Origin of the sequence: Streptococcus mitis, from assembly GCF_008763935.1 — a bacterium.
GTDB lineage: Bacteria > Bacillota > Bacilli > Lactobacillales > Streptococcaceae > Streptococcus > Streptococcus mitis_DB.
Genome location: NZ_VTQF01000005.1, coordinates 103,556 through 121,728, shown reverse-complemented (window position 1 = coordinate 121,728; position 18,173 = coordinate 103,556). Strand labels below are relative to the sequence as shown.

At 41.4% G+C, this 18,173-nt stretch carries 16 protein-coding genes; 15 read left to right on the top strand and 1 reads right to left on the bottom strand.

All coding sequences use genetic code 11. The features are described 5' to 3' along the window. Positions 1–72: 72 nt before the first annotated feature. Both polA and F9B91_RS08560 read left to right on the top strand, forming a co-directional pair. Positions 73–2,706 (top strand): DNA polymerase I, encoded by a 2,634-nt coding sequence (gene polA / locus F9B91_RS08565; protein ID WP_150922975.1) that lies wholly within the window; start codon positions 73–75, stop codon positions 2,704–2,706. Positions 2,707–2,789: 83 nt separating this feature from the next. Continuing rightward, on the top strand, positions 2,790–3,227 hold the full coding sequence (locus F9B91_RS08560; RefSeq protein WP_060627304.1) for a CoA-binding protein: 438 nt from the start codon (positions 2,790–2,792) through the stop codon (positions 3,225–3,227). A 228-nt stretch (positions 3,228–3,455) separates the two neighbouring features. On the opposite strand, the gene F9B91_RS08555 is transcribed toward F9B91_RS08560, so the two are convergent. Then, positions 3,456–4,466: a YeiH family protein gene (locus F9B91_RS08555; protein ID WP_150922973.1), complete on the bottom strand. Its 1,011-nt coding sequence runs from the start codon at positions 4,464–4,466 to the stop codon at positions 3,456–3,458. Positions 4,467–4,614: 148 nt separating this feature from the next. Between F9B91_RS08555 and F9B91_RS08550 the strand changes: the two genes are divergently transcribed. The 13 genes from F9B91_RS08550 (at position 4,615) to comB (ending at position 18,074) form a co-directional block, all read left to right on the top strand. Further along, positions 4,615–5,784, top strand: coding sequence for a pyridoxal phosphate-dependent aminotransferase (locus F9B91_RS08550; RefSeq protein WP_084923523.1), 1,170 nt, complete (start codon positions 4,615–4,617; stop codon positions 5,782–5,784). Further along, entirely contained in the window at positions 5,781–6,551 is a 771-nt protein-coding gene (gene recO / locus F9B91_RS08545) for a DNA repair protein RecO (protein WP_033686080.1), read from the top strand. Before F9B91_RS08550 ends, recO begins: the two co-directional genes overlap by 4 nt. Beyond that, entirely contained in the window at positions 6,548–7,540 is a 993-nt protein-coding gene (gene plsX, locus F9B91_RS08540) for a phosphate acyltransferase PlsX (RefSeq protein ID WP_150922971.1), read from the top strand. Before recO ends, plsX begins: the two co-directional genes overlap by 4 nt. 5 nt (positions 7,541–7,545) lie before the next feature. Continuing rightward, positions 7,546–7,779: an acyl carrier protein gene (locus F9B91_RS08535; RefSeq protein ID WP_004257707.1), complete on the top strand. Its 234-nt coding sequence runs from the start codon at positions 7,546–7,548 to the stop codon at positions 7,777–7,779. Between the two features lie 171 nt (positions 7,780–7,950). Beyond that, positions 7,951–8,802 carry a C40 family peptidase gene (locus tag F9B91_RS08530; protein ID WP_023947430.1) on the top strand — a complete coding sequence of 284 codons (852 nt, stop codon included), beginning with the start codon at positions 7,951–7,953 and terminating at the stop codon, positions 8,800–8,802. A 112-nt stretch (positions 8,803–8,914) separates the two neighbouring features. Next, a complete protein-coding gene (locus tag F9B91_RS08525) occupies positions 8,915–10,084 on the top strand; it encodes an N-acetylmuramoyl-L-alanine amidase family protein (protein ID WP_004257714.1) in 1,170 nt (389 codons plus the stop codon). Positions 10,085–10,236: 152 nt separating this feature from the next. Then, entirely contained in the window at positions 10,237–10,371 is a 135-nt protein-coding gene (locus F9B91_RS08520) for a ComC/BlpC family leader-containing pheromone/bacteriocin (RefSeq protein WP_004257719.1), read from the top strand. A gap of 505 nt (positions 10,372–10,876) precedes the next feature. Continuing rightward, complete coding sequence (locus F9B91_RS11510) at positions 10,877–11,740, top strand: GHKL domain-containing protein (RefSeq protein ID WP_225306576.1); 864 nt, start codon at positions 10,877–10,879, stop codon at positions 11,738–11,740. Further along, entirely contained in the window at positions 11,737–12,468 is a 732-nt protein-coding gene (locus F9B91_RS08510; RefSeq protein ID WP_020903295.1) for a response regulator transcription factor, read from the top strand. Before F9B91_RS11510 ends, F9B91_RS08510 begins: the two co-directional genes overlap by 4 nt. Positions 12,469–12,909: 441 nt before the next feature. Continuing rightward, positions 12,910–13,098 carry a class IIb bacteriocin, lactobin A/cerein 7B family gene (locus F9B91_RS08505; RefSeq protein WP_000180826.1) on the top strand — a complete coding sequence of 63 codons (189 nt, stop codon included), beginning with the start codon at positions 12,910–12,912 and terminating at the stop codon, positions 13,096–13,098. 208 nt (positions 13,099–13,306) lie between these two features. After that, entirely contained in the window at positions 13,307–13,486 is a 180-nt protein-coding gene (locus F9B91_RS08500) for a Blp family class II bacteriocin (RefSeq protein ID WP_150922969.1), read from the top strand. Positions 13,487–14,558: 1,072 nt separating this feature from the next. Continuing rightward, positions 14,559–16,712, top strand: a complete 2,154-nt coding sequence (comA, locus tag F9B91_RS08490; protein WP_150922968.1) for a peptide cleavage/export ABC transporter ComA — start codon at positions 14,559–14,561, stop codon at positions 16,710–16,712. 12 nt (positions 16,713–16,724) lie between these two features. Beyond that, the gene (gene comB, locus F9B91_RS08485; protein WP_150922966.1) at positions 16,725–18,074 is read left to right on the top strand and encodes a competence pheromone export protein ComB; all 1,350 of its coding nucleotides are present in this window, start codon (positions 16,725–16,727) and stop codon (positions 18,072–18,074) included. Positions 18,075–18,173 lie beyond the last annotated feature (99 nt).

Below are 18,173 nucleotides of genomic sequence, written 5' to 3'. Positions count from 1 at the left end.
AAAAAGTGTGAAAAATATTGGGTATGGCTCTTCCCAATGGTATTTTTTGGTGCTTTCCTTTATAATGGGTGTATGGATAAGAAAAAATTATTATTGATTGATGGGTCTTCTGTTGCTTTTCGGGCGTTTTTTGCGCTCTATCAGCAGTTGGATCGTTTTAAGAATGCGGCTGGCTTGCATACCAATGCGATTTATGGTTTCCAGTTGATGTTGAGCCATTTGTTGGAGCGGGTTGAGCCGAGTCATATTTTGGTGGCTTTTGATGCGGGTAAGACGACCTTCCGTACAGAGATGTATGCGGACTATAAGGGTGGTCGGGCTAAGACTCCTGATGAGTTTCGTGAGCAATTTCCCTTCATTCGTGAGTTGTTGGATTATATGGGAATTCGTCACTATGAGTTAGCTCAGTATGAGGCGGATGATATTATTGGGACACTGGATAAGTTAGCTGAGCAAGATGGTTTTGATATTACCATTGTCAGTGGGGACAAGGACTTGATTCAGCTGACGGATGAGCATACGGTGGTTGAAATTTCTAAGAAAGGTGTGGCTGAGTTTGAGGCCTTTACGCCAGAATATCTTATGGAAAAGATGGGCATCACCCCGACTCAGTTTATCGATCTCAAGGCGCTCATGGGTGATAAGTCGGATAATATCCCTGGGGTGACCAAAATTGGTGAAAAGACGGGTATCAAGCTCTTGCTGGAGCATGGTTCGCTTGAGGGGATTTATGAAAATATCGATGGGATGAAGGCTTCTAAGATGAAGGAAAATCTTATCAATGATAAGAAACAGGCCTTTTTGTCAAAAACACTGGCGACCATTGATACCAAGGCACCGATTGAGATTGGTTTGGAGGATTTGGTCTATAGTGGTCCAGATGTGGAAAATCTCGGGAAGTTCTACGATGAGATGGGCTTCAAACAGCTCAAGCAGGCTTTAAATGTGTCGTCAGCTGATGTCGCTGAGAGTTTGGACTTTACTATCGTTGACCAAATTAGCCAAGATATGCTGAGTGAAGAGTCGATCTTCCATTTTGAGCTTTTTGGTGAGAATTACCATACGGATAATTTGGTTGGTTTTGCCTGGTCTTGTGGGGGTAAGATCTATGCCACAGACAATTTTGAGCTTTTGCAAGACCCGATTTTCAAGGACTTCTTAGAAAAAACACCTCTGAGAGTTTATGACTTTAAGAAGGCCAAAGTTCTCTTGAATCGTTTTGGTGTGGATTTACAGGCGCCTGCTTTTGATAGCCGTTTAGCTAAATATCTCCTTTCGACTGTGGAGGACAATGAAATTGCGACTATTGCTAGTCTTTATGGTCAGACTTACTTGGTTGATGATGAGACCTTCTACGGTAAAGGTGTTAAAAAGGCCATTCCTGAACGCGAGAAATTCTTGGAACACTTGGCTCGGAAGATTGCAGTTTTGGTCGAAACAGAGCCTATTTTGCTTGAAAAACTCAGTGAAAATGGGCAATTAGAGCTTCTTTATGATATGGAGCAACCTCTGGCTTTTGTCCTTGCCAAGATGGAAATTGCTGGGATTACGGTCAAGAAAGAGACCTTGCTTGAGATGCAGGCTGAAAATGAGCTTGTCATTGAAAAACTCACTCAGGAGATTTACGAGCTGGCTGGTGAGGAGTTTAATGTCAACTCGCCTAAGCAGTTGGGGGTACTTCTCTTTGAAAAATTGGGGCTTCCTCTAGAGTACACTAAGAAAACTAAGACTGGATACTCGACAGCGGTGGATGTCTTGGAGCGCCTGGCTCCTATTGCTCCGATTGTTAAGAAAATCCTAGACTATCGTCAGATTGCTAAGATTCAATCGACTTATGTAATTGGCTTGCAGGACTGGATTTTGGCTGATGGCAAGATTCATACTCGCTATGTGCAGGATTTGACTCAGACTGGGCGTCTGTCTAGTGTGGATCCAAACTTGCAAAATATTCCTGTGCGTTTGGAGCAGGGCCGTCTCATTCGTAAGGCTTTTGTGCCTGAGTGGGAGGATAGTGTGCTACTCAGCTCGGACTACTCGCAGATTGAATTGCGCGTTTTGGCGCATATCTCTAAGGATGAGCACTTGATTAAGGCCTTCCAAGAGGGGGCAGATATTCATACTTCGACAGCCATGCGGGTCTTTGGCATTGAGCGTCCTGAGGATGTGACTGCAAACGACCGTCGCAATGCCAAGGCTGTCAACTTTGGAGTGGTTTACGGGATTTCAGACTTTGGCTTGTCTAATAATTTGGGCATTAGCCGTAAGGAAGCCAAAGCCTACATTGATACCTACTTTGAACGTTTTCCAGGTATTAAAAACTACATGGATGAAGTGGTGCGTGAGGCGCGTGATAAGGGCTATGTAGAGACACTTTTCAAGCGTCGTCGTGAGTTGCCAGATATCAATTCGCGCAACTTCAATATTCGTGGTTTTGCAGAGCGGACAGCTATCAACTCTCCTATCCAGGGGTCGGCGGCAGATATTCTCAAGATTGCTATGATTCAGCTGGATAAAGCCTTGGTTGCAGGTGGTTATCAGACTAAGATGCTGTTACAAGTGCACGATGAAATCGTCCTTGAAGTTCCTAAATCGGAGCTGGCAGATATGAAAAAATTGGTCAAACAAACCATGGAAGAAGCCATTCAACTCAGTGTTCCCCTTATCGCAGATGAAAATGAAGGGGCAACCTGGTACGAGGCTAAATAAAAAGGGGGCTAGTCCTCCTTTTTGTAGTAGAATTATGCAAGCCTTTTCAAATTGTGCTATACTGATGAAAAAGGAGGATTTCTATGAGTCAAGAATTTATTAATCCAAGTGATGGCGTGATTCGTCAGTATCTCGCAACGAGTAAAACCCTTGCTGTGGTGGGCTTGTCTGACCGTGAGGAAACAACTAGCAATCGAGTGACCAAGGAAATGCAGGCTCGGGGTTATAAAATCATCCCAGTCAATCCCAAGGCGGCGGGTGGCGAAATCTTGGGTGAAAAGGCTTATGCTAGCCTAGCGGAGATTCCTTTTCCTGTAGATATTGTCAATGTTTACCGTCGCAGCGAGTTTTTGCCTGATGTGGCGCGTGATTTTCTCAAAGCTGATGCTAATATTTTTTGGGCACAGCTGGGACTTGAAAGTCTAGAGGCGGAAGAAATCTTGCGTGCTGGTGGATGCGATGATATTGTGATGAATCGTTGCATCAAGAGAGAACATACACGCTTGATTGAGGAAGCATAAGAAAAAGGTAGCTGGTGGGCTACCTTTTGTGTTATACTCAATGAAAATCAAAGAGCAAACTAGGAAACTAGCCGCAGGTTGCTCAAAAGACTGTTTTTGAGGTTGCAGATAGAACTGACGAAGTCAGCTCAAAACACAGTTTTGAGGTTGTGGATAGAACTGACGAAGTCAGTAACCATACCTATGGCAAGGCGACGTTGACGTGGTTTGAAGAGATTTTCGAAGAGTTTAGAAAATGCCGATAAGGGTCTGCATACCAAGACTAGTGAGGATGATGGCAATCCAGCAAAGGGCTCCAAGAAGAATGGATTTACCACTGGATCTGACCATGGCTACTAGATTGGTTTTAAGCCCGATAGCACTCATGGCCATGATAATGAGGAATTTGGAGAGTTGTTTGAGAGGGGTAAAGAAACTACTGGATACCCCGAGAGAGGTCAGTAGGGTGGTTAGGAGAGATGCAAGGATAAAGTAAAGGATAAACAGTGGGAAGACTTTTTTCAGCTGTAAGCCTTGCTTATTTTTTTGCTCGCGACTTTGCCAGTAGGAGAGAAAGAGAGTGATGGGGATGATAGCCAGAGTACGTGTGAGTTTGACAATGGTTGCGGATTCCAGGGTATTAGTCTGGTAGAGACTGTCCCAGGCGCTGGCGGTAGCCGTTACAGAGGAAGTATCATTGACCGCAGTTCCTGCAAAGAGGGCGAAGCCGTCATTGGATAGATGAAGCCAGGTGCCGAGGGTTGGAAAGATGAGCGCAGCCAAGACATTGAAGAAAAAGATAACGGAAATGGCTTGGGCTACTTCCTTTTCCTTGGCGTGAATAACAGGCGCTGTTGCTGCAATGGCAGAGCCCCCACAGATAGAAGAACCCACTCCAATCAAGGTAGCCAGTTTTGTGTCCAGTGCAAAGAAACGCTGGAAGAGGAAGGCAACAATCAAGGCTATTGAAATGGTGGACAGGATAACAGGGAGTGAAGATTGTCCGACTGCGAAGACTTGCGAGATATTGAGACCAAAACCAAGCAAGATAACAGCATACTGGAGCAATTTTTTAGAACTAAAGGTCAATCCAGCATCCAGTTGTTTATAGGGCGAGAGAAAGGGATGGAGAAGCATGCCTATGAAAATTGCAAAGACAGGCGCGCCAATAACAGGGAAGAATCCTCCTAAGTACCAAGATACGATTGAAATCAGAAGACAGGCCAATATACCTGCTCCATTTTTTGATAGAAATGACATAAAAACCTCCAAATAGAATCTGTTACCATTATAGACCTGTAAACAGGAAAAGTAAAATAGAAAGTGGAAAGCTATTCTCTAATGTATTTTTGCGGTCGGGGGGCTTTTGTAGTATAATAGAGATACGTTTTGAAAGTAGGAGGTATCTATGGACTTAACTAAGCGCTTTAATAAACAGTTAGATAAGATTCAAGTTTCGTTGATTCGTCAGTTTGACCAGGCTATTTCGGAGATTCCTGGGGTTTTGCGTTTGACCTTGGGGGAACCTGATTTTACAACGCCAGATCATGTCAAGGAGGCGGCCAAGCGAGCGATTGACCAGAACCAATCCTACTATACAGGGATGAGTGGTCTGTTGACTTTACGTCAGGCGGCCAGTGACTTTGTTAAGGAAAAGTACCAACTGGACTATGCTCCTGAAAATGAAATCTTGGTTACAATTGGGGCGACAGAGGCTTTATCTGCTACTTTGACAGCTATTTTGGAAGAGGGAGACAAGGTGCTCTTGCCAGCTCCTGCTTATCCGGGTTATGAACCAATTGTCAATCTAGTTGGGGCAGAGATTGTCGAGATTGACACAACTGAAAATGGTTTTGTCTTGACTCCTGAGATGTTGGAGAAGGCCATTTTGGAGCAGGGTGACAAGCTCAAGGCGGTTATTCTCAACTATCCAGCAAATCCGACAGGAATTACCTACAGTCGGGAGCAGTTGGAAGCTTTGGCAGCTGTTTTACGCAAGTACGAAATTTTCGTTGTCTGTGATGAGGTTTACTCAGAATTGACCTACACAGGCGAAACCCATGTATCTCTGGGAACTATGTTGAGAGACCAGGCTATTATTATCAATGGTTTGTCTAAATCGCATGCCATGACAGGTTGGCGTTTGGGGCTGATTTTCGCTCCTGTGGCCTTCACAGCCCAGTTAATCAAGAGTCACCAGTACTTGGTTACTGCTGCAAATACCATGGCTCAACATGCTGCGGTGGAAGCCTTGACGGCTGGTAAAAACGATGCGGAGCCTATGAAGAAGGAATACATCCAGCGTCGAGATTATATTATCGAGAAAATGACTGCTCTTGGTTTTGAGATTATCAAACCAGACGGTGCCTTCTATATCTTTGCTAAGATTCCAGCGGGCTACAATCAAGACTCCTTTGCCTTTCTCAAGGATTTTGCTCAGAAGAAGGCCGTTGCCTTTATCCCTGGTGCCGCCTTTGGGCGTTATGGAGAAGGTTATGTTCGCCTGTCTTATGCAGCCAGTATGGAGACTATCAAAGAAGCCATGAAACGACTTGAGGAGTACATGAGAGAAGCATGATTCAGTCTATCACGAGTCAAGGCTTGGTGCTCTACAATCGCAATTTTCGGGAGGATGACAAGCTCGTCAAGATTTTTACAGAGCAGGCTGGCAAACGCATGTTTTTCGTTAAACATGCTGGCCAGTCTAAGCTGGCACCGGTTATTCAGCCCTTGGTGCTGGCACGATTTCTCTTACGAATCAATGATGATGGGCTCAGTTACATTGAGGACTATCATGAGGTGATGACCTTTCCCAAGATTAATAGTGACCTCTTTGTCATGGCCTATGCGACCTATGTAGCGGCTCTTGCAGATGCTAGTTTGCAGGACAATCAGCAAGATGCCCCCTTGTTTGCTTTTTTACAAAAGACCTTGGAGTTGATGGAAGAGGGTTTGGATTATCAAGTTTTGACCAATATTTTTGAAATTCAAATCTTGACTCGATTTGGGATCAGCCTCAATTTTAATGAGTGTGTCTTTTGTCATCGGGTTGGTCAGGCTTTTGACTTTTCTTTCAAATATGGCGCCTGCCTCTGTCCAGAGCATTATCATGAAGATGAGAGACGTTGCCATCTCAATCCCAATATCCCTTATCTGCTCAATCAATTTCAAGCCATTGATTTTGAGACCTTGGAGACCATTTCGCTCAAGCCTGAAATCAAGCAAGAGCTACGCCAATTTATGGATCAACTCTACGAAGAGTACGTTGGGATTCACCTAAAATCAAAGAAATTTATTGATTCCCTAGCAGACTGGGGACAATTACTAAAAGAGGAAAAGAAATGAAAAAAATCGCAGTAGATGCCATGGGAGGCGATTACGCACCTCAGGCCATCGTTGAGGGTGTCAATCAAGCCCTAGCTGACTTTTCAGATATCGAGGTTCAACTCTACGGAGATGAAGCTAAAATCAAGCAATATCTGACAGCGACGGAGCGCGTCAGCATTATCCATACGGATGAGAAGATTGATTCAGACGATGAACCTACGAGAGCTATTCGGAAGAAGAAAAATGCCAGTATGGTCTTGGCGGCCAAGGCTGTCAAAGATGGAGAGGCAGATGCTGTCCTATCGGCTGGGAATACAGGTGCTTTACTAGCAGCAGGATTTTTCATCGTGGGTCGTATCAAGAATATCGATCGTCCTGGGCTTATGTCAACCTTGCCGACTATTGATGGGAAAGGTTTTGACATGCTGGACCTCGGTGCTAATGCAGAAAATACAGCCCAGCACCTCCATCAATACGCGGTTCTAGGTTCTTTCTATGCTAAAAATGTCCGTGGCATTGCGCAACCACGTGTTGGTTTACTTAACAATGGAACAGAGAGTAGCAAGGGTGACCCGCTTCGTAAGGAAACTTACGAATTACTAGCAGCTGATGAAAGTTTAAACTTTATCGGAAACGTGGAAGCACGTGATTTGATGAATGGCGTTGCAGATGTTGTTGTGGCAGATGGTTTCACGGGAAACGCTGTGCTCAAATCCATTGAAGGGACAGCTATGGGAATCATGGGCTTGCTCAAGACCGCTATTACAGGTGGTGGTCTTCGAGCGAAATTAGGCGCCCTCCTTCTCAAGGACAGCCTCAGAGGTTTGAAAAAACAGCTTAACTATTCTGATGTTGGTGGAGCGGTCTTGTTTGGTGTCAAGGCACCTGTTATCAAGACTCATGGCTCAAGCGATGCCAAGGCTGTTTATAGTACAATTCGCCAGATTCGTACCATGCTAGAAACAGACGTAGTTGCCCAGACTGCGCGTGAATTTTCAGGAGAATAAAAGAGATGACAGAAAAAGAAATTTTTGACCGTATTGTGACTATTATCCAAGAGCGACAGGGAGAGGACTTTGTCGTGACAGAATCCTTGAGTCTGAAAGACGATTTGGATGCTGATTCAGTCGACTTGATGGAGTTTATCTTGACACTGGAAGATGAATTTAGCATCGAAATCAGTGATGAGGAAATTGACCAACTCCAAAATGTAGGAGATGTGGTTAAGATCATTCAAGCAAAATAAAGATAAGAAGTTCCAAGGCATTTGCTTTGGAATTTTTCTTTGGTTCAAGTGACCGTTTAGGAACAGATTTAGTCTTTCTAGGGACAGTAGAAATCTGAGGAGACATAAGGGATATAATAGAGTCAGAAAAAATCAATCTCCAAAAAGGAGAAAAAAGAAAGGATTTTCACGATGAAAAAATATCTTTATTCTAGTTTGTTAGTTCTTGCAGGAGGCGTTCTCCTAGCAAATACTACGGTAGCCTATGCTGATTCCCCATCAGCAAGTGAGAAAGAAGCGATTGCTCAATTAGTTAATCAAGGCAAGATAAAAGCTGAAGAAGCTGATCAAGTAAAATTGATTGGTTTTGAAGATAAAGAAACCCAAGCAGAGGGAAATCAAGAGAAGAAAGCTTTCAATCAATATCGTGATCCGAAAGGAACATGGATGCAAACCAATGGTAAATGGTGGTTTAAATACGGTTCAGGTGGTTATGCTAAAAATTGGGAACAATTAGATGGCAAGTGGTACTATTTTGATGACCAAGGATGGATGAAAGAAAATACTTGGATTCAACCTGATGGTAATTATTACTACTTATCTGCTAGTGGTGCTATGGTCACTGGTTATCAACGTGTGAATGGTACACCATACTTCTTTAGAGCCAGTGGTGTATGGGTAGAAAATCGTGGACAGGCACTTGGTGAATATGCCGAGACATTTGTAGGGAAAATCCCATATGTTTGGGGTGGGGCAGATTTGAATAGTGGCGTAGATTGCTCAGGATTTACGATGGCTATTCATGCTAAGTTCGATATTAGTATTCCTAGAGTGACCTATGGTCAAGCAACAGGAGGAAGTTATGTAAGTAATGGTTCTCAACAAGCTGGAGATTTGATTTTGTATAATAGTGAAGAGACAAATGACCATGTAGGTATTTATGTTGGTGGTGGAAAGGTAGTTCATGCTCCATATCCAGGTCAATATGTTTCTTATATGGATCAATACGGTATTACTCAAAATACAATTCGTAGATATTGGTAATATTGTCTAATCTTTCACAATATTATTGACTTTGATTATGAAAAGTATTAGAATATAGCTAAATAAAGAGGGGAAACCCTCCTATAGCTATTCAATAAAGGAGGAAATGGCTATGAAAAAATCTAAACTACTCACACTTGGTTTGCTTGCAGGTGCTGCTCTACTTTTGTCTATCAACCAAGCACAAGCTGCAGATACTTGGGTTAAAAATGGTGCTGACTGGAATCTTTCACAAGATGGCAGTCTAGCTAAGGATAAATGGGTACAAAATGCTGGCTCATGGTATCACTTCGACGGCACTGGTAAAATGCAGACAGGCTGGCTCAAAGACGGAAATACATGGTATTCCCTAGCAGATAGTGGCGCTATGCGTACTGGCTGGTACAAGGAAGGTAACACATGGTACTCACTAGCAGATAGTGGTGCTATGCGCACAGGTTGGTACAAAGAAGGGTCTACTTGGTACTACCTAAAAGGCAGTGGCGCTATGGCAACAGGATGGGCAACTGCAAATGGTCAATGGTCTTACTTTGAAAAATCAGGTGCAATGGTCGCAGATAGAGCTGTTCCAGCCAGTGATGGGGAAAGTTATGTCATTGGTAAGGATGGCTATCTAGCAAATAGAAAAGATTCTGGATACAATATTCATGATATTGTCAAACTTGGAGATGGGCAAGAATATTTGCTAAATGCTAAAGGTGACGATGTTATTATTGAAAAAAATGCTTGGTATATCAGACCAGAGTTCAAGAAGTTTTCCGACAAATATGGGGATGAGGTTTCAAATACAACCTTAGCTCTGGTAGATAATAAAGATGAAGGACAAGAAATTGATTCTAAGGCAGTTGTACAGAACTTCCAAAACTTACCAAATCGTTACTACTTTGATGAAAATGGACATCGTGTGGTTAATATCCCAGCAATGACAACCTATTCAGAGATTAAAAAAGTTGGCAATGATGTCTATTTAGAAAATCCAGGTGCACGACTTCGTCTTGGAGCTACTAACTTTACAATCAATAACAATAAACTATACTATTTAGAAAATGAGCAAGGTAAGCTCAAAACAGGTTACTTTGTATTAATTGATGATGGAGCAACCACTACACACCATCATATCCTAGCCTATGCGGATCAATCTGGTGAAATTCTTAAGATGAAACGCTTGCCATCAGGAGTTTCAAATTTCCTTGATAAAGAAATTGATGGTTTATATGGTGAAAAAATTAAAATTGAATCTCCACACTCAAACGAATATTATAAAGTGGTCGTGGTTAAATAAAAATAATATCTTCACAACTAATTGTTAACACTCTAACCAATATACCATTTTCAGGAGGCTTTAGATTTCTTGTATTTTAAAAGGAAACTAAAGCCTTTTGTAGATGGAGCAGGGGATAGAGTTATCTATAAAATAATGAAAAGGAGTCTGTCATGGAAATGAAAAATATATTTGTAGAATTGGAGCAATTTGAAGAGTTAACCCCAGAGGTATTGGAGGAAGTGAATGGTGGAGGGATTTTTGAAGATATTTACCATTGGCTACATCTACTCCCAGAGCCAAGATAGTATTTTGATTAAAATGTGTTAACTAAACAGATTTATGATTATATTACTTGAATTTTTAGTGTTTATATTGATTTTAATCAATATTTTAGCTCCTCCGATTTATCTAGGTAGTCAACTCTCTAAAGCATTTTATGACAAACGCTCTATATTTCTTTGGGTAGTTTTTCAGCTATTTGCTACCTTCGTTTTTCCGAGTTTCTTGCATGTTGGCAATTTATTATTCTTTTATATAATATTTTGGATTGTGTTAAAGAAAAAGAAGAAGGAAGCTCTCTTTCTTGCCCTTTATCTATTTATGTTTTATCAAAGTATTCGATATTTGGTTTTGACATTTATAATACGATTGATATTTGACTACTCTGAACTATCTGATTTCTTGCATAGTGGATTTGATTCTGTATTTAGTTTGATTTCGTTGTTTTTGTCTGTTGTCATTTTAAGACGATGGGGAATTGATTTCAATATATTATTTTTAGATAAATTTCAATCGTTAGTGACGAAAAGTATGTGGATCTTATCCTTATTGTTTGGTTTCAGACTGTTTTCATCCATCATGTCTGGAGGATGTAATCCTTTCTACGTTCGATTTGATACGACCATTTCTCTCCTGATTTTCATCCTATTTTTCTCTTGGCTCTTTTACATTAAGCATTTGGAGCAGGTTTATCGTGATGAGCAGACCATTCAGAGACAGGAAGATGAAAATCGTTCCTTGCAAGGGATGGTGGATAAGCTGGGTCATCTCTATGATGAAGTTCGAGGTTTCCGTCATGATTTTGCAGGGATTGTCGCTAGCATGGAGCCTGCCATAGCGAATCAAGACATGGCCGAGGTGTCTACCATTTATCAAGATGTCTTTCTAAAGACAAATGAAAAGCTGAGAAAGGCGGACTACACAGCCTTTAATCTTCACAATATCCATGATATAGCCATTCGTAATACCTTGGCAAAAGCCATGATTGTGGCAGATAATCAGGGAATTCATTTTAGTTTGGAGACGGTGGGGGTCGTCGAAGAGCTGGCATTGCCGATGTTGGAGGCTATCCGTATCCTCTCTATCCTCACGACAAATGCTTTAGAAGCAGCGAATGAGGCGGAAAATCCGCAGATTCGAGTTGCTTTGTTGGCAGGTGATAGGAGTGTTCGTTTTATCATTGAAAACACTCGTAAGAAAGAAGAACTGAATCCCAGCATTCTCAGTCAAAAGGGTTACTCTACCAAGGGCAAGCACAGTGGACTGGGCTTAGCGACCTTGGAGGATATGGTTTTTCATTATGATTTGAACTTAGATACCCAACTGGGAGAGACGACCTTTAGACAAGATTTAGAATTGCCATTTAAGGATGAGGAACGAGGAGGAGAGGAATGAGAATTTTAGTTTTGGAAGACGATAGAGTCCAGCAGGGACGGATAGAGCAGACTTTACTAGATATCGGTCGCTCTCGTAATTTAAGATTGGAAATTGATATTGCCAAAAACTATGGAGACGTTGAAAAGTATTCCCAGTATTTTGACCATTACCAGCTCTATTTATTGGATTTAGAGATTGATGGAGAGCGTGAACGGGGCTTTCAGGTTGCTCAACATGTTCGGGAGCGGGATCCTTTTACAAGCATTGTCTTTGTGTCCACGCACTCGGAGGCCTTGCCTCTAGCTTTTCGCTACCACTTGTCTGCCTTGGATTTTATTTCCAAGGATCAGCCTGAGGAGGATTACCGTCATCAGCTGGAGCGCTGTCTGGACTATGTACTGGCAGTGGATAAGAGAGAAAATATGCGTCTATTCACCTATAGTTTTGAGGGAAGACGGGGCTTTACTTTGCCCTACCATGAGATTTTAGCCTTTGAAACCTCAGTGGAATCCCACCGAATCAAGGTCTATTATGCGAATCATTCTATCAAGACCATTTATGGCAGTCTCAAGGATATAGCTGCCAAGGCTGAAAAAGATTACTTTGTCTATGCCAATCGCAATACGTTGGTCAGTTTACAGGCCATTGAAGAGATGACTGCGACAGAAGTGACCCTGTTAGAAGGATTACATTTCCCCGTATCACGGACAGCCAGAAGAACCCTTAAAAAACATCTCAATGTCTAATATCTGTTAGACTTGAATCAATTTATCAATAAGAATGTCGGAAAATTTTCTGATATTCTTATTTTTTTGACTTCTTTTTCGAATAGATAAGTAAGAGGAAAAGGAAAGGAGCCTTGTTTATGTATCTACCAATCTTGTATCCGTGGTTCATTAAATTATTTTTCAAATAAATTTAATTTAGTTGTACATTTTCGAAATTTTTTTCGAATAGATAAGTAAGAGGAAAAGGAAAGGAGCCTACGCGATGTATTTACCAATCTTATTGCCATGGTTTATCAAATGGTATTTAAAATAAATGAAATTTACCTGTTCATTTTAAATCACTTCTCAAATAGATAAGTGAGATGAAAAGGAATTCAGTAATTTATCTATTCTGGTTTTTAAAATGGTTTAAGAGCCAGAAATCGTAAACTAAAAAATAGAAATAAAGGAGAAAAAAAGATGACAAATTTTGACAAAATGGAACAGAACTTTGTAGCTCTTACAGAAGAAGAGTTGATGAATGTAGATGGAGGAATTGCACCACTAGTAGTTGCGTTTGGAGTAGCGGCGTTTAAAGGTTTTTCTGTAACAGGAGGGGCTATTATACTGGGAGCAGGTCTCTATCAAGTTGGTAAAAATCTGAAATAAGACTTTGAGTAAGTTTTATGAATAGAATATTAAAAAAAATATATATAGGATCTGCTTTAATATCTTACAGCATATTATTAATTTATTCTCTACTTAATTTAGAGAAGGTATCGTTGGGGATCTGTATTTTGTTAGTAGCATTGACATACTATATTAATAAAAAAGAAATATTTAAAGCAAAAGTGAATAAGAGCAAGGAGAACTTAAAATGAATATTTTAGTAAATGATAATCAGTTTACAGAAATGACAGAAAAAGAACTAGCAACAGTTGATGGAGGACTACTTCCTGCAGCGGTAGTAGCAGTTCCAGTAGGAATCAAGGTTGCGGGGTATGTTGTCGGCAGCTTATCTGCTGCAGGGCTAGTTGCATGGGGTTACTTTAGATAAGACACTTTGGAGAAATCAATGAATTTTTCAAACGAATTTGCGGCTGTTATTATATCAGCTTCAGGGATAGTGGGTTTATTAGTAGGAGTCACTATTGGCTTGGCTAGTATTATTTAAAGAGGGATATAACATGCAAAATTTGAATCAATTTGAAATCGTAGAGCAAAGTGAATAAGTTGGAGCAGGTTTATTAATTGTTATCAAAGGATCATTACTTCCTGTAGGTGGAGCAGCTTTGGGGTATTATGCGAATAGACCATAATCTGATTGTAGTCAGAGAGGCATTTCTATGTTTTTAAAAAAATTCGTTAAATCAGTATTGAAAGTTTTGCCTGAAATCATGGTATTACTTAGTTCAATGTCTTATATCATCATCAGATTAGTAGCTGACATAAATAAAGTATCTTTACCTACTTGGTTTGATAATTTTAATATACCCACGGTTGCATTATTTATGATGGTCTTCATTCTTTTATACAGAAGTAAAGAAAAAAAGAATAGATAGATTTGAAGCGGTAGACGCTCTATAGGGAATAGGTGTCTTATAGTAACGAATTAAAAAAGGAGTAACTATGAATCGTAATTTAGAACAGTGTTATCTATTCTGACTATGAATAGATCATACCAAAGGTGGCTTAGAAATAGCAGGGACATTAAAAATTGAAGTAACTTTAAATAGGATGTCGTAAAGTTTACTATCAATGGTTTATTTGTTCCAAGCTTGCCTAGGGTGTCAGTAAAAAATCAATTTCCTTTCATACCATATTTTTAGTAGGCATGACGTTTGTTCTGCCTATTTTTTTATCCTAAAAGTGCATTTGGGAGGGAGATAGGCGCATTTGGGGAGGAAGTCCAGTTTTTATTTGGGGATTGGGGTAAGATAGTTGTTATCAGATGAGTTTATACTCTTCGAAAATCAAATTCAAACCACGTCAACGTCGCCTTGCCGTATATATGTGACTGACTTCGTCAGTCCTATCTACAACCTCAAAACAGTGTTTTGAGCAGCCTGCGGCTAGTTTCCTAGTTTGCTCTTTGATTTTCATTGAGTATTAGGAAAAAGGAGATGAAGATGAAATTTGGGAAACGTCATTATCGTTCGCAGGTGGATCAGATGGACTGCGGTGTAGCTTCATTAGCCATGGTTTTTGGCTACTATGGTAGCTATTATTCTTTGGCTCACTTGCGAGAATTGGCTAAGACGACCATGGATGGGACGACGGCTTTGGGCTTGGTCAAGGTGGCAGAGGAGATTGGTTTTGAGACGCGAGCCATTAAGGCGGATATGACGCTTTTTGACTTGCCAGATTTGACCTTTCCTTTTGTTGCTCATGTGCTTAAGGAAGGAAAATTGCTCCACTACTATGTGGTAATTGGTCAGGATAAGGATAGCATTCATATTGCCGATCCAGATCCTGGGGTGAAATTGACCAAACTGCCACGTGAGCGTTTTGCGGAAGAATGGACAGGAGTGACTCTTTTTATGGCACCTAGTCCAGACTACAAGCCTCATAAGGATCAAAAGAATGGCCTGCTCTCTTTTATCCCTATATTAGTGAAGCAGCGTGGCTTGATTGCCAACATCGTCCTAGCGACACTTTTGGTGACCCTGATTAACATTGTGGGTTCTTATTATCTGCAGTCTATCATTGATACCTATGTGCCAGATCAGATGCGTTCGACGCTTGGGATTATTTCTATTGGACTGGTCATCGTCTATATTCTCCAGCAGATCTTGTCTTACGCTCAGGAGTATCTCTTACTTGTTTTGGGGCAACGCTTGTCGATTGACGTGATTTTATCCTATATCAAACATGTTTTTCACCTGCCTATGTCCTTTTTTGCGACACGCAGGACAGGGGAAATCGTGTCTCGTTTTACAGATGCTAACAGTATCATTGATGCGCTGGCTTCGACCATTCTTTCGATTTTCCTAGATGTGTCAACGGTTGTCATTATTTCTCTTGTTTTATTTTCACAAAATACCAATCTCTTTTTCATGACCTTATTGGCACTTCCTATCTATACAGTGATCATCTTTGCCTTTATGAAGCCGTTTGAAAAGATGAATCGGGATACCATGGAAGCCAATGCGGTTCTGTCTTCTTCTATCATTGAGGACATCAATGGTATTGAGACCATCAAGTCCTTGACCAGTGAAAGTCAGCGTTACCAAAAAATTGACAAGGAATTTGTGAATTATCTGAAGAAGTCCTTTATCTATAGTCGAGCAGAGAGTCAGCAAAAGGCTCTGAAAAAAGTTGCCCATCTCTTGCTCAATGTAGGCATTCTCTGGATGGGAGCTGTTCTGGTCATGGATAGCAAGATGAGTTTGGGGCAGTTGATTACCTATAATACCTTGCTGGTTTACTTTACCAATCCTTTGGAAAATATCATCAACCTGCAAACCAAACTTCAGACAGCGCAGGTTGCCAATAACCGTCTAAATGAAGTATATCTGGTAGCTTCGGAGTTTGAGGAGAAGAAAACGGTTGAGGATTTGAGCTTGATGAAGGGAGATATGACCTTCAAGCAGGTTTCCTACAAGTATGGCTATGGTCGAGATGTCTTGTCAGATATCAATTTGACTATTCCGCAGGGTTCTAAGGTGACTTTTGTGGGGATTTCAGGGTCAGGTAAGACGACATTGGCCAAGATGATGGTTAATTTTTACGACCCAAGTCAGGGAGAGATTAGTCTGGGTGGTGTCAATCTCAATCAGATTGATAAAAAAGCCCTGCGCCAGTATATCAATTATCTGCCTCAGCAGCCCTATGTCTTTAACGGAACGATTTTGGACAATCTTCTCCTTGGAGCCAAGGAGGGGACGACTCAAGAGGACATCTTACGGGCGGTCGAATTGGCAGAGATTCGGGAGGATATCGAGCGTATGCCACTGAATTATCAGACAGAGTTGACTTCGGATGGGGCAGGGATCTCAGGTGGTCAACGTCAGAGAATTGCTCTGGCGCGTGCTCTCTTGACAGATGCGCCGGTCTTGATTTTGGATGAGGCAACTAGCAGTCTGGATATCTTGACTGAGAAGCGAATTGTCGATAATCTCATGGCTTTAGACAAGACCTTGATTTTCATTGCTCACCGCTTGACCATTGCTGAGCGGACAGAGAAGGTTGTTGTCTTGGATCAGGGCAAGATTGTTGAAGAAGGAAATCATGCTGATTTACTTGCACAGGGTGGCTTTTACGCCAATTTGGTGAATAGCTAGAAAGAGGAGAGGATGAAACCAGAATTTTTAGAAAGTGCGGAGTTTTATAATCGTCGTTACCATAATTTTTCCAGTCGGGTGATTGTACCCATGTCCCTTCTGCTTGTGTTTTTGCTTGGCTTTGCAACATTTGCAGAGAAGGAGATAAGTTTATCAACTAGAGCTACTGTCGAGCCTAGTCGTATCCTTGCAAATATCCAGTCAACTAGCAACAATCGTATTCTTGTCAATCATTTGGAAGAAAATAAGCTGGTTAAGAAGGGAGAACTGTTGGTTCAATATCAGGAAGGAGCAGAAGGTGTTCAAGTAGAGACCTATGCTAGTCAGCTGGACATGCTCAAGGATCAAAAAAAGCAATTGGAGTATTTGCAAAAGAGCCTGCAAGAAGGGACGGATTACTTTCCAGAGGAGGATAAGTTTGGCTACCAAGCCACTTTTCGCGACTACCTCGGTCAAGCAGACAGTCTTAGGGCTAGTACATCGCAACAAAATGAGACCATCGCGTCCCAGAATGCAGCAGCTAGCCAAACCCAAGCCGAAATCGGCAATCTCATCAGCCAAACAGAGGCTAAAATTCGCGATTACCAGACAGCTAAGTCAGCTATTGAAACAGGTGCTTCCTTGGCCAGTCAGAATCTAGCCTACTCTCTCTACCAGTCCTACAAGTCTCAGGGCGAGGAAAATTCGCAAGCTAAGGCTCAGACAATTTCGCAGGTGGAAGCGCATCTTTCTCAGTTAGAATCCAGTCTTGCTACTTACCGTGTTCAGTATGCAGGTTCAGGTACCCAGCAAGCCTATGCGTCAGGCTTAAGAAGTCAATTGGAGTCTCTCAAATCCCAACACTTGGCTAAGGTTGGTCAGGAATTGACCCTTCTAGACCAGAAAATTTTGGAGGCAGAATCGGGTAGGAAGGTACAGGGAAATCTTTTAGACAAGGGGAAAATTACGGCGAGTGAGGATGGGGTGCTTCATCTTAATCCTGAGACCAGTGATTCTACCATGGTAGCAGAAGGCGCCTTACTAGCCCAACTCTATCCGTCCTTGGAAAAAGAAGGGAAAGCCAAACTCACAGCTTATCTAAGTTCAAAAGATGTAGCAAGGATCAAGGTCGGTGATTCTGTTCGCTATACGACGACTCATGATGCCAAGAATCAACTTTTCCTAGATTCTACTATTACCAGCATCGATGCGACAGCTACTAAGACTGAGAAAGGGAATTTCTTTAAAATTGAGGTGGAGACTAATCTAACTTCGGAGCAGGCTGAAAAACTTCGGTATGGGGTGGAAGGTCGCCTGCAGATGATTACGGGCAAGAAAAGTTACCTGCGTTATTATTTGGATCAATTTTTGAACAAAGAGTAATGTTCGTGTTTTTAGAGTTAAATGATTTTAAAACTGTGAGAAAGATTCTTCTTGCAGTGTTTTTCTTTATGATTTTTAAGAGAGCTACGTTATTTATTC